The following is a 13,278-nucleotide window of genomic DNA, read 5'->3' as shown; positions in this document are numbered from 1 at the left end:
TGTAGTTTAATCACTTTACTATTATTCATGTACGATCCCCCTATGTAACATAAAGAACGGCATGTTCCTCATGCCGTTCTTATCTTCTTATTATAACATAAATGATAATGAGCGGAACGAATAACCGTTATCTTCCAATGATTTCTACTTCTGTGTGCATATCTACATCAAATTTATCCTTAATTGTATGTTTTATTAATTCAATTAAAGACAATACATCTTGCGCTGAAGCTCCCCCGGTATTAACAATAAAATTGCCATGCATTTCAGAAATTTGAGCTCCACCAATCCTATAACCACGAAGCCCTGCTTTTTCTACTAAATCTCCTGCAAAATGTGGGATTGGATTCCGAAATACACTTCCTGCACACGGGTGATTCCATGGTTGCGTTTCACGGCGGTAATCTTTATTATTTTGCATACTACGTACAATTTCTTCACGTTTTCCCGCCTGTAATTGAAACACCGCCTCTAAAACAATACCAGGACGTTTCGTTTGCAATACAGATGCCCGATAAGAAAACTCCAGTTCTTTATTCGTTAACCAGTCAATTGTACCGTCTTCAAACAGAATGAGAGCCTTCGATAATACACTCGATATATCCGATTTATGTGCACCTGCATTCATGTATACTGCACCACCGACACTTCCTGGAATACCGCTCGCAAACTCCAATCCAGCTAACCCTTGACGACTAAGTAAAGTTGACAATTTAATAAGAGGATATCCACTACCAACTCTTACCTTATGTTTTTCGACCTCTAAGTGATCTAATCCTTCTCCTAAACGAATAACAACACCTTCTATGCCTTGATCAGATACAAGAAGGTTTGAACCGCGACCAATTACAGTCCACTTCGTTTTGTATTGCTTTACTAACTGTAATGTTTTTTCAATACCGGCTACATGCTTTGGCACAATTAAAATATCCGCTGGTCCACCTATTTTCATAGTTGTATAACGTGCTAACGGCTCGTTAACTAAAACACGACCAACGTCTGCTTCTATAAGCTCATTTACTAATTGTTCCATAGACAATCTCCCCCATATTAAGTCTCCTTATGACAATAATATGCAGGGCGTTCACCTAACGTTATCCCTCTATTTACGGGCAGTACAGCTCCTAAATCAAAATTCGGCGATAACAAAGAAATTAGGCGCAATCAGGATGTCAGTAAACATCCTATTAGTGAAAGATAATAATCAACGAGAGAGAATCACTCCCCACTGATTAAAGCCTCACTTTATTTTTTTACAAGCTTATTCATTACTTCATACAGCTTATTTGCTGCATCTGGAATACCTAGTTGCTTAGCCGCTAGCTTCATATTTTGTAATGTTTGTGCATTCAATAAAATCTCATCAATATCACGAATAAGCGTTTCAGCTGTTAAATCTTTTTCAAGTAACATTTTTGCCGCTCCTTTATCAACAACTGAACGTGCATTCTTTTCCTGGTGATTATTTGTTACATACGGACTCGGTATTAACACACTTGGTTTTCCTAACGCTGTTAATTCTGCAAGTGTTGTTGCCCCAGCCCTTGAAACAACAAGGTCTACACCAGTTAGTACCTCTGGCATATTATGAATGAACGGCTTAATAATAACATTGCTTGGGTTCCCTTTTTGCTTCACGGCTTCCATCACTTTATCATAATGTACTTCACCCGTTACATATAGTATTTCGTAGCTTTTGTTCCCAAACTGTTCAATTGCTTCAACGAAGGCATCGTTAATCGGTCTAGCCCCACGACTTCCACCAAATATAAGTACAGACTTTTTAGGAAGAGAAAGCCCAACTGAACGTTTCCCCTTCATTCCATTTTGATCCATTACCTCTGATGCTCGTGGATTACCTGTCATTACCACTTTTGACTCTGGAAAATGCTCTATAGCTGCTTCAAAACAAACAGCAACTTTATCAACATAACGGCTTAAAAACTTGTTCGTTACACCTGGTACACTATTTTGTTCATGTACAATAGTTGGAATACCTAATTTGGCTGCAGCGTATACAACTGGTCCACATACATATCCACCCGTTCCAATTACGATATCCGGATTAAAACGACGAATGTATCGTTTACTATCCTGTACACCTTTTAGAAAACGCATTACTGTTTTCACATTATCTAATGATATTTTTCGTTTAAATCCACTTATAACAATAGATTGAAATGGTATACCTGCTTTTGGAACGATTGTACTCTCTAGTCCATTTTCCGTACCAATATATAAAAATCTCGCTTCTGGATTTAACTTTTTTATTTCTCTAATTAAAGCAAGAGCTGGATAAATATGACCACCAGTACCCCCACCACTCACTAATACACGCACTACTAACTCCTCCGCTTCTCTTTTCTTATTTCCATTATACTTATTTCTATATACATATTGCATTTTTACACACATACGAAAAACCCTGTCTTATAAACAGGGTTTAGTAGCGAGAATGGCGACTTATATTTAATAATACACCTACTGCCATTAACATTAATGTCAAACTTGATCCACCATAACTTAAAAACGGCAAGGTAATACCCGTAACAGGCATCAGTCCTGTTACAACACCAACATTAATCATTACTTGAATCGCAATCATCGCCACAATACCTACTGCTAAAAACGTACCATATAAATCTGGCGCTCCTAATGCGATACGAATCCCGCGCCATAATAATAGACTAAATAATAATAACACAAATGAACCACCAATAAAACCTAATTCCTCGGATAAGATCGCAAATATAAAGTCAGTTTGTGGTTCAGGTAAATAAAGAAATTTTTGTCTACTTTGTCCAAGTCCAAGCCCAAATAATCCACCAGGTCCAATTGCAAGTAATGATTGGATAATTTGAAATCCACTCCCGAGCGGATCTGACCACGGATCTAAATATGATGTAATGCGTTTCATTCGATACGGTGCTGATGCAATTAACCCTACAAATCCTGCTACACCAATCAAACCAAACATTGCAAAGTGAAAGACTCTCGCTCCCGAAATGAATATCATAATGATACATGTCCCAACCATTACCGTTCCTGTCCCAAGGTCTGGCTGTAACATAATCATCCCAAAAGCAAGAAACACAAAACTAAGGGCCGGTAATAAACCACGTTTAAAAGATGTAATCAATTTTTGCCGTTCTGCTAAAAACTTTGCCAAGAAAATAATCATCGCAAACTTCATAAATTCTGACGGTTGAATCGAAAATGCTCCGATTCCAATCCAACTTCGTGCTCCTCCTCGAACAAGACCTACTCCAGGAATAAGAACGAGAATAAGAAGAATGAAGCAAACTAGCAAAATCACTTTTGAATACGTACGCCACACCCAATAATCAATTTTCATAATAAAAAACATAGCTACTACACCAAGACCCGCAAACAGTAATTGTCTTTTTGCAAAAAAGAATGAGTCCCCCATTTTATAAGAGGCCCAAACTGCACTCGCACTATAAACCATAATCATTCCGATTGTCAACAATGAAAGTGTTACGATGATGAGAATAAAATCAGGCGTTTTCTTCATTACCCACAAACACCACCTCTTTAGGCAGAACCTTTTGCCCTATGTAACAAAACATCAGTAGGTGTTAGCCTACTGATGTTTTGATTTACTTTATATAAGTTTATGCACAGCTTGTATAAAAATGTCTCCTCTTTCTTCAAATGTTTTAAATTGATCCCAGCTTGCACACGCTGGAGAAAGAAGAACAACATCGCCATCTTTAGAATGAGCATAAGCTTTCACCACTGCTTCATCTAAAGTATCGACACTTTCAATTATATCTAATCCCGCTTTTTCTGCCGCTCTTACTAGTTTAGGAGCTGTTTGTCCAAATGTTACAATCGCTTTTACATTTTTGAAATACGGAATTAAATCATCGAATTCATTTCCGCGATCAAGCCCACCTGCTAGTAACACAATCGGTTGTGTAAACGCAGATAGTGCTTTCTCAGTCGCTAACATATTCGTTGCTTTTGAATCATTATAAAACTTACGGTTGTTAATCGTTGTTACATATTCTAAACGATGTTTTACACCCGTAAAACGTTTTAACACGACCGTAATTGCTTCATTAGAAGTACCTAATAATTTCGCAATACTCATCGCAGCTAAAATATTTTCTAAATTATGTTGACCAGGTAAAACGATATCGCTTACTTCAACAACTTTTTCACCTTTGAAATAAAGAGCGTTATCTTTTATACACGCGCCATCTTCAATTTCTTTCGTTGTCGAAAACAGGATTTTTTGACCTTTAGAATACGCAGACAAAGCCATCACATCTGCATCATCCGCATTTATTACACTATAATCATTTTCTGTTTGGTTTTTAAAAATATTTGCTTTCGCTAAACCATATTCTTTCTTCGTCCCATGATAATCTAAGTGAGCCTCAAATAAATTTAAAAACGCAGCAATTTTAGGTTGGAACAATTCTACTCCCATCAATTGAAATGATGAAAGTTCTGTAACTACAACTTCATTTTCTTTTGCATCCTGTGCTACTTCACACGCTACAGTGCCAATGTTCCCTGCAATTACAGGATGCTTTTGTCCTTCTTTTAGCATTTCAAATGTCAGCATTGTCGTCGTCGTTTTACCGTTAGACCCCGTAATCCCAACAAATGGTGCTTCTGAAATACGATATGCTAATTCAACTTCCGTAACAATCGGAATTTGCTTTTCTTTCGCAGCAACTAATATTGGATTAGAATACGGGATTCCTGGATTTTTTACTACAAGAGAAATATTTCTCTCTAATAATTCTAAAGGATGACCACCGCATACAACGTCCATTCCTTTTGCTTGTAATTCTGCAGCAAGTACATTCTCTGCTAAAGGCTTTCCGTCATTTACAATAACATTTGCCCCTAACTTTTGTAACAATGTAGCTGCTGCATAACCACTTTTTGCAATGCCTAATACAAGAATATTCTTATTTTGAAATTCAGTTACAGTTTTCAATTACATCCACACCCCGATATAAATTCCTAACACAGCTAATAAAAATCCTGCAGACCAAAACGTCACAACAACACGCCACTCTGACCAACCACATAATTCATAATGATGGTGTAATGGACTCATTTTAAAGACACGTTTTCCTGTTGTTTTAAATGAAATGACCTGAATGATAACCGATAAAGTTTCCATTACGAATACTCCGCCGATAATTACAAGTAGCAATTCTTGTTTTAATAAAATCGCTACAGCTGCAATGGCTCCACCTAAAGCTAATGAACCTGTATCTCCCATAAACACTTTTGCTGGATTCGCATTGAATACTAAAAATCCAAGTACAGCTCCTACAACTGCCATACAGAATATCGCCACTCCAAATTGCTCTTGTGCCACAGCAATAATACTAAATGCTCCAAATGCAATAGCAGCTGTTCCTGATAATAAACCATCTAAACCGTCAGTTAAGTTAACTGCATTTGATCCACCAATAAGCATAAATAGTACAAGTACGAAATACGCCCAACCTAATTCAAACTTAACATCCGTTCCCGGAATCATGATGTATGTGTGGAACGCTTGCCCTTTTCCAATTAAAAAGAATGCAATAGCAATAACAAGCTGACCTACTAATTTTTGTTTTGATGTTAAACCAAGATTTCTCTTCTTAACTACCTTTATGTAGTCATCTAAAAATCCAATCAATCCGTAACCAAACGTCACTAATAGTAATAACGAAACCTCTGCACCTAAATAATTAAACTTAATCGCCATAATAAGTGAAGTTACCATCATAGATACGTATATGACGATACCACCCATTGTTGGTGTCCCTGATTTTTTTTGATGTGACTTTGGTCCTTCATCACGAATACTCTGTCCGAACTTTAATTTTCTTAAAAATGGAATAAACAATGGCGAAAGGGCAACAGAAATTAAGAATGCTACCCCAGCCGTTACTAATAAACCTTGCTCAAGCACATGTAGTCCTCCTCTCACGTTGTTACTCTTCGTTGCTTAAACGCCCTTTAATTGCTTCTTTAGCAACTTCACGATCATCAAAATGATGAACTTCTTTACCAATAATTTGATACGTTTCATGACCCTTACCAGCAATAATAATGATATCATCTGCTTTCGCTTTAGTGATTGCATGGTGTATCGCTTCTTTTCTATCAATAATCACTTCATAATTTTTCCCACTTGCACCATGTACCATATCATCTAAAATAGCCGCTGGATCTTCACTTCTTGGATTATCTGATGTGTAAATTGCATGAGTTGCATATTTTGTTGCAACACTTGCCATTATCGGTCTCTTCGTTCGGTCCCTATCGCCGCCACAACCAACGATACAATACACATCACCTTTTGCAAATTGTTTTGCAGTTTTTAATACATTTTCTAAACTATCCGGCGTATGTGCGTAATCAACAATAACTGTATAATTTTGTCCTCCATCAACAACTTCAAAACGCCCTGGAACCCCAGCTAGTTCTTTTATAACAGCAATGATTGTTTCTAATTTCACACCCGAAACAAGTCCTGCTGCTGTTGCTGCAAGTACGTTATATACATTAAATTTACCTATTAATTTCATCGTAACATTTACACTTTCATATGGTGTGACAAGCGTAAATGTAGTCCCGCCACTCGTCATAACGATATTTTTTGCCATAATGTCACTTGTTGTATCAATACCATATGTTACAACTGTTGCTGCAGTACTTCTCATATACTCTTCTGTTACATTATCATCGCTATTCAGCACAGCGTACTTTTCGCCATTATGATTATAACTATTGCCAAGCTGTGCAAATAGTAACCCTTTTGCATGTTTATATTCTTCCATCGTTTGATGATAGTCTAAATGATCTTGTGTTAAATTCGTAAACACCGCTACATCGTAATCACATCCGTGTACACGACCAAGATCTAACGCATGTGACGAAACTTCCATTACCGTGCTGTCCACACCTTGTTCAACCATTTTTGAAAACGTCTGTTGAAGTGTTAGTGCATCTGGTGTTGTATTTTTCACCTCAAATGTTTCATCACCGATTTTCATATTAATCGTTCCAATTAGCCCTGTTTTATGACCATGTGCTCGCATAATCTCATCCATAATATGCGATGTTGTTGTCTTTCCATTTGTACCTGTAATTCCGATTAAATGTAACTTGTGTGTCGGTTGACCATAAAAATAATCAGCTAAAACCGCTAACGAACGAAAAGTATTTTTCACAAGTACAACTGGAACGTCAACATCAATTGGTCTTTCCGCAACAATAGCAGCCGCTCCTTGTGCCGCTGCTTGCTTAGCAAAATCATGGCTATCAACCGTATATCCTTTCATACATACAAATAAGCTTCCCTCTTTCACTTTACGTGAATCAGCTTCTATAGATGTGATTTCTGGATTTTCTTTTGGAACAACTGGAAAATCATGCAAACATGATACAAGTGTATGCAACTTCATTTCACTAAACCCTCTCTACATTGTTTATTTATCTTTTTTTAGTAAGCAACACATTACCTCCTATATAAGGAGGTAAGTGCTACTGACCTATTTATGAATGAGACACTTACTGTCTCAAATTAAGCAACTGTTCTATAAAGAACTCACTTCCACCAATTGTACCATAAAACGTACTATGTTACCTTTAATTCCCGAAGTAAATTCTAATTTTTGAGCCTTCTTTTACTTTAGCTCCCGCTTCTGGTGATTGTTTAATTACTTTCTCTCCATCTCCACTTATATCAAGTTTCAAATCGACGAGTTGTGTTTGTAAGTCTTTCTTTTTCATTCCAATTAAATTCGGAACTTCCACAGTTGGTGTATCGCCCCATTTATATTCTTTCTCAACTTGTTCTTTTCTCGGTTTCACTCCCATAACAGGAAGCGCATCTCGAAGGATATTCCCGACAATTGGAGCTGCTACCACTCCACCAAACTGTGTAACCCCTTTTGGATTATCAACAGCTACATACACAACAATCTCTGGATCATCCGCTGGAGCAAATCCGATAAAAGATACTATATAATTATTCTCTAAATATTTACCATCCTTCACCTTTTGAGCAGTACCCGTTTTTCCACCTACGCGATATCCATCAATATAAGCACCTTTACCAGAACCTTTCGCTACAACATTCTCTAATGCATAACGAACTTTTTCTGAAGTTTCCTTGGAAATAACTTTTCTTTTCTCAACAGGTGTCTTTTTACTAACAACTTGATTATTTTTCGGATCAATAAACTCCTTAGCTATATACGGCTGATACAATGTTCCACCATTTACAGCCGCCGCTACAGCTGCTACTTGTTGAATCGGCGTAACAGAAACTCCTTGGCCGAATGAAGTTGTTGCTTGCTCTACTGGACCAACTTTATCTAAATTAAATAAAATCCCACTGCCTTCACCTTGCAAGTCAATTCCAGTCTTCTGCCCAAAACCAAAATTACGAATGTATTTAAATAATCGGTCTTTACCAAGGCGATCACCAAGTTCAATAAATCCCGGGTTACATGAGTTTTGAACGACTTCTAAAAACGTTTGACTGCCATGACCTCCTGCTTTCCAGCATTTCAATCTAGCTCCACCTACTTCAGCTGCTCCATCATCATAAAACGTATCCTTCTCTAAGTCTACTAAATTTTCATTCAATGCTGCAGCTAATGTAATGATCTTAAATGTTGAACCAGGCTCATACGTACTCCATACAGGTAGATTTCTGTTATACACTTCTGGAGAGACACTTTGAAAATCCGCTGGGTCAAAACTCGGTCGACTAGACATCCCTAAAACTTCACCATTTTTAGGGTTCATTGCAATCGCAATCATACCGTCAGGATTATAAGTTGACTCCGCAATATTCATTTCTCTTTCCATAATCCTTGTAATACGCGCATCGATTGTTAATCCTAAATTTAAACCGGCTTCTGGCTTTTTGAAATCATCACCAACATTAGGCATCCTTTGTCCTTTCGCATCTGCAAAAAAACGCACATGACCTTTGTCCCCATTTAGCTCTTTATCATAATATTTTTCTAGTCCCATAAGACCTTGGTTATCGCTACCTGCAAAACCTAATACATGTGATAAAAAGTTTCCAAATGGATAGTACCGGATAGAATCCTCTGCGATATACACGCCCTTCAGACTTAATCCTCGTACTTCTTTCGCTTTGTCATGTGATATTTTCCTTCCGCCTTTATCTAACCTTACAATCGATTCTTTTTTTGTAATCCTTTTATAAATCTCATCTTTTTCCACACCTAATACTGCAGCTAACTTCTCTGCAGTCTCCGCTGGTTTTTCAATTTGCCTCGGTACAACAAAGACAGTTGGAGCACTTTTATTCGTGGCAAGTTCCACACCATTTCGGTCTAAAATTTTCCCACGTTCGGGTTCAAAAGTAATATTACGACTCCATGAATCTTTCGCACGATCCGTTAACATATTCCCAAGAAAAAATTGCACATATCCAAGACGAATATCGATAATCGTGAAAATAAGTATACCTGATATAAGTATAAAAATAAGTCGTTTTCTAACTGTTACATTTGATACACGCATATTGGAACAAGCCTCCCTTACGCCTAGCTTGTTCCAATATATGCTTGTACTTATTTAATTAGAACTTATTCTCTTTTACCATTACGGCTTTTCTGCTTCTTGCTGTGGTTCGAGTGGCGGTACGAGTGTGACACCTAATTCTGTACCAGGTTGTAATAATGTTCCTTCCGCCACACTTTGTTCTGTTACGTATCCTGTACCAGAAGGTTTCAAGTTAAGCTGTAATGTCTTCGCTAAATTCATAACATCACGCAGTGCCCATCCTTGTATATTTGGCATTGTAGGCTTATCTCCTACCAAGAAGACTCGGTCGCCTTTTAATGTTTGTTCAGTCGCTTTTGGTACTTGTTGCTGTACTTTCCCTTCACCTAGTACGATTGGACGAAGTTTTGCTTTATCAATCGCTTTCCCCGCTTCAGCCATCGTTTTACCATTTACATCCGGAACAGTAGTTTGTTGTTCTTTCAGATGTTTTTTCGGATCTTTCACTTCATTTGGCTTAATCTTTAAATACTCTAAACTATTTTTTGTTACATATTTAAAAATATCAGCTAACGGTTGTGCACCGTTCTCATCATCTTTTAATTTAGGCTGTTTAACAGCTACATACACAACAAGTTGTGGATCGTCCATTGGTGCCATACCTAAGAATGAGAATATATAATTCTGTCTCCCTGTCATATAGCCGCCTTTTCCATCCGGAATTTGCGCTGTACCTGTTTTACCACCAACTGAATATCCATCAATTTTATAAGCTGTCCCTGTACCTTTCGGAGATGTAACAACACGTTCTAATAATTGTCTTACTTGCGCTGCTGTTTCCTTTGTAACAGGTTTTCCTACTTCTTCTGGCTTATGTTCTAATTTTACTTTGTCTGTTATCGGATCTACAATTTTATCAATTGCATAAGGTTTCATCATTTTCCCATCATTTGCAATGGCCGTTGCAGCTTGTACAAGCTGAATTGGTGTTACAGTGGAACCTTGTCCAAAAGCTGTTGTCACTTGTTGTATTTGCTGATCAAATAAAATTGTATTCGATCCTTCACCTGATAAATCAATGTTCGTTTTTTCATCTAATCCAAAACTATGAATATATTTTCGGAAACGTTCTGGACCAAGTTTTTGATCTCCTAAAATTGCAAACGCTACGTTTGAAGAACGCTCTACCCCTTCATCAAACGTGATAGAGCCCCAACCAGCACCACCGTTATGATCTTTTATTTTCCTATTTCCAACTTGATATGTCCCGGACTGATAATAATCTTGGCCTTTGTACACACCTTCATTAATAGCTGCCGCTAACGTGAAAATTTTCATTGTTGATCCAGGTTCAAATGCATTGGCAATCGCGTCATTGAAGAAATATTTAATTTGACGATCATTAGGGTCATAACTAGGTTTAGTAGACATCGCTAATATTTTCCCAGTTTTCGGATCTGCAACAATCCCTATTAAACTTTCTGGCTCATATTGCTTACTTGCTGCTTTCATCGCGTCTTCTAAATAACTTTGGACACGTTGATCGATTGTTAAATAAGCGTTATCTCCATTTTTAGGTGCCTTTACATTAACTTTTCCCCCATCAAGGGACACACCTTTACGATCACCTGTATATGCTACTTCTCCGTTCGAGGCACTTAAGTATTTATCCAAGCTTTTCTCTATGCCAAATTGACCTACCGAGGTTCCATTCTCATTTGGTTTTGCATGACCTATAACGTAAGATGCAAAATCACCGTTTGGATACACCCTTGCATTTTCTGTAATAAAAGATATCCCCGGCAACTTCAACGCTTCTATTTGTTCTTTCTTTTCTTTCGTCAAATCCTTGCCTAACGTTCCAAATTCGACTTGACTTCTACCTTCCTTATTTAAAGAAGCTAAAATATCCTCTTCGCCTTTTCCAAGTACTCCTGCAATTTTCTTTGCAGTATCTTCTTTATTCTCAACTGAGTTAGCACCTTTTAGTGCAGCTACCATTTTGTAAGAGTTTGCGTCTTGCGCTAACACATGACCGTTTTGATCATAAATGGTTCCTCGGTTCGCTTCAAGAACTCCTTTTTTACTATGCTTTTGTTTAGCAAGTGCATCTAAATCCTGATTATGAACTGTTCCTGTTGATTGTATGTAAAAAAATCGGGCTAATAACAGCAAAAAGAGCAGGAGGAAAAATATCATAAAATAACCTGCTCCCTTATTGGTATGAAATTTAGTCATATTCTTCTTCATCGTTCCTTCACACCTATTGCCTTATTTGAGGCCTTTCACATTATTCGCATTAATTTCTAGCCCGTGTTTTTTTGCAACTTCAGCGATTCGTTCATAGCGACTTAACTTCTCTACTTCAGCTTGTAATTCTTGATTTTCTTTTTGCTGCTGTACAATTTTTTCTTCTATCGTCGCTGCTTCTACATTAACTTGATAAAGGCCTGCTTTATTTCCAATAAACGCGACACAGGCATACAATAAAAAGCCAATAAACGCTACATACAACAGTTTTTCGATTCTTGTAATTTTCGCTTTAACCTTCGGCTTAGCCATCTGCTGTGGGGGCGTTTGAATTTGCACCTCTTCTTGCGCTTGTTGTTTGTACTTTACAGCTAAATTAGTCATACCTCTCTCTCCCTTTTATCGTTTTTCAGCGATTCTCAACTTCGCAGAACGCGCACGATTATTTTCTTCTAGCTCTATATCAGAAGGTAAAATCGGTTTTCTTGTAATAAGCTTTAATTTCGGCTTAAATTCATCAGGAATAATCGGTAATCCTGGCGGCAATTGTGGCGTTGTACTATTTCGCTTAAACGTTGTTTTACAAATACGATCTTCTAATGAATGGAATGTTATAACACTAACCCTTCCACCTGGCTTAACCATCTCAATAGCAGATTCCAATGCTTCTTCAAATACTTTTAATTCATCATTTACAGCTATACGAATTGCCTGAAACACTCGCTTAGCAGGATGCCCACCCGTTCTACGAGCTGGAGCCGGAATACCTTCTTTAATTAGCTCTACTAATTCTCCTGTCGTTTCAATAGCTTTATTCTCACGATAAGCTTCAATTTTTCTTGCAATTTGTTTTGAAAATTTCTCTTCACCGTATTGGAAGAAAATCCTTACAAGTTGTTCATATGACCAGCTATTTACAACATCATACGCTGTTAATGGGGCATCTTGATCCATCCGCATATCTAGCGGTGCATCATGATGATAACTAAAGCCTCGTTCTGGTGTATCTAATTGTGGGGATGAAACACCTAAATCAAATAAAATACCATCTACTTCTGTTATACCTATTTCCTGCAGTTTTTCAGCTAAATAACGGAAGTTACTCTTTACTGTTATAAACTGTTCACCGTATGAAGAGAACTTTTCTTTCGCGTTTTGAATCGCTATCTCATCTTGATCAAACGCTATTAATTTTCCACCTTCAGTTAATTGGGATAATAAATAAGAACTATGTCCTCCTCCCCCCAGTGTACAATCTACATATGTACCATCTGGCTTTATATCTAAGCCGTCTACTGTTTCCTTTAAAAGCACTGTTACGTGTTTAAACATTGTTGCACCTACTCTTTTTCCAATTAATTATGTTGAATGTATCCCTTCCTCTAAACACATATTTCACGCTTAGAGAATGAAATAATACGAAAGAACGACTCATTTAACTTACCAACAAAGGCAACATACTATACAAATCGCTATTTTCTTTTATTATATACT

10 protein-coding genes are annotated in these 13,278 nt (G+C 37.3%); all 10 read right to left on the bottom strand.

The features are described from left to right. Nucleotides 1-127 precede the first annotated feature (127 nt). The 10 genes from murB to rsmH all read right to left on the bottom strand — a co-directional run bounded on the left by murB (nucleotide 128) and on the right by rsmH (nucleotide 13,116). Nucleotides 128-1,033, bottom strand: a complete 906-nt coding sequence (murB, locus tag ACQGS6_RS15165) for a UDP-N-acetylmuramate dehydrogenase (protein ID WP_000437024.1) — start codon at nucleotides 1,031-1,033, stop codon at nucleotides 128-130. A gap of 212 nt (nucleotides 1,034-1,245) precedes the next feature. Next, nucleotides 1,246-2,340 carry an undecaprenyldiphospho-muramoylpentapeptide beta-N-acetylglucosaminyltransferase gene (murG, locus tag ACQGS6_RS15160; RefSeq protein WP_021728036.1) on the bottom strand — a complete coding sequence of 365 codons (1,095 nt, stop codon included), beginning with the start codon at nucleotides 2,338-2,340 and terminating at the stop codon, nucleotides 1,246-1,248. Between the two features lie 103 nt (nucleotides 2,341-2,443). Further along, nucleotides 2,444-3,535 (bottom strand): stage V sporulation protein E, encoded by a 1,092-nt coding sequence (gene spoVE / locus ACQGS6_RS15155; RefSeq protein WP_000753520.1) that lies wholly within the window; start codon nucleotides 3,533-3,535, stop codon nucleotides 2,444-2,446. Between the two features lie 90 nt (nucleotides 3,536-3,625). After that, nucleotides 3,626-4,978, bottom strand: a complete 1,353-nt coding sequence (gene murD, locus ACQGS6_RS15150; protein ID WP_000860116.1) for a UDP-N-acetylmuramoyl-L-alanine--D-glutamate ligase — start codon at nucleotides 4,976-4,978, stop codon at nucleotides 3,626-3,628. After that, a complete protein-coding gene (gene mraY, locus ACQGS6_RS15145; RefSeq protein ID WP_000893060.1) occupies nucleotides 4,979-5,953 on the bottom strand; it encodes a phospho-N-acetylmuramoyl-pentapeptide-transferase in 975 nt (324 codons plus the stop codon). A gap of 22 nt (nucleotides 5,954-5,975) precedes the next feature. Beyond that, a complete protein-coding gene (gene murE, locus ACQGS6_RS15140) occupies nucleotides 5,976-7,451 on the bottom strand; it encodes a UDP-N-acetylmuramoyl-L-alanyl-D-glutamate--2,6-diaminopimelate ligase (protein ID WP_000766319.1) in 1,476 nt (491 codons plus the stop codon). A gap of 184 nt (nucleotides 7,452-7,635) precedes the next feature. Further along, entirely contained in the window at nucleotides 7,636-9,552 is a 1,917-nt protein-coding gene (locus ACQGS6_RS15135) for a stage V sporulation protein D (protein WP_001266237.1), read from the bottom strand. Nucleotides 9,553-9,633: 81 nt separating this feature from the next. Next, nucleotides 9,634-11,733 (bottom strand): penicillin-binding protein, encoded by a 2,100-nt coding sequence (locus ACQGS6_RS15130; RefSeq protein ID WP_001987238.1) that lies wholly within the window; start codon nucleotides 11,731-11,733, stop codon nucleotides 9,634-9,636. Between the two features lie 72 nt (nucleotides 11,734-11,805). Further along, on the bottom strand, nucleotides 11,806-12,168 hold the full coding sequence (ftsL, locus tag ACQGS6_RS15125) for a cell division protein FtsL (RefSeq protein ID WP_000182804.1): 363 nt from the start codon (nucleotides 12,166-12,168) through the stop codon (nucleotides 11,806-11,808). Nucleotides 12,169-12,183: 15 nt separating this feature from the next. Further along, nucleotides 12,184-13,116 carry a 16S rRNA (cytosine(1402)-N(4))-methyltransferase RsmH gene (rsmH, locus tag ACQGS6_RS15120; RefSeq protein WP_000472508.1) on the bottom strand — a complete coding sequence of 311 codons (933 nt, stop codon included), beginning with the start codon at nucleotides 13,114-13,116 and terminating at the stop codon, nucleotides 12,184-12,186. Between the last annotated feature and the right edge of the window lie 162 nt (nucleotides 13,117-13,278).

It is taken from the genome of Bacillus sp. GMs2/2, from assembly GCF_050172095.1.
In the GTDB taxonomy this organism is placed as follows: Bacteria; Bacillota; Bacilli; order Bacillales; family Bacillaceae_G; genus Bacillus_A; species Bacillus_A cereus.
The sequence above is the reverse complement of the archived record's forward strand: the minus strand, read 5'-3'. Positions and strand labels throughout refer to the sequence as shown.

Coding starts and splice junctions, on each gene's coding strand:
- ACQGS6_RS15135 (WP_001266237.1), bottom strand. CDS start 9,552: ATGCGTGTATCAAATGTAACAGTTAGAAAACGACTTATTTTTATACTT.
- rsmH (WP_000472508.1), bottom strand. CDS start 13,116: ATGTTTAAACACGTAACAGTGCTTTTAAAGGAAACAGTAGACGGCTTA.
- murB (WP_000437024.1), bottom strand. CDS start 1,033: ATGGAACAATTAGTAAATGAGCTTATAGAAGCAGACGTTGGTCGTGTT.
- ftsL (WP_000182804.1), bottom strand. CDS start 12,168: ATGACTAATTTAGCTGTAAAGTACAAACAACAAGCGCAAGAAGAGGTG.
- spoVE (WP_000753520.1), bottom strand. CDS start 3,535: ATGAAGAAAACGCCTGATTTTATTCTCATCATCGTAACACTTTCATTG.
- murE (WP_000766319.1), bottom strand. CDS start 7,451: ATGAAGTTGCATACACTTGTATCATGTTTGCATGATTTTCCAGTTGTT.
- ACQGS6_RS15130 (WP_001987238.1), bottom strand. CDS start 11,733: ATGATATTTTTCCTCCTGCTCTTTTTGCTGTTATTAGCCCGATTTTTT.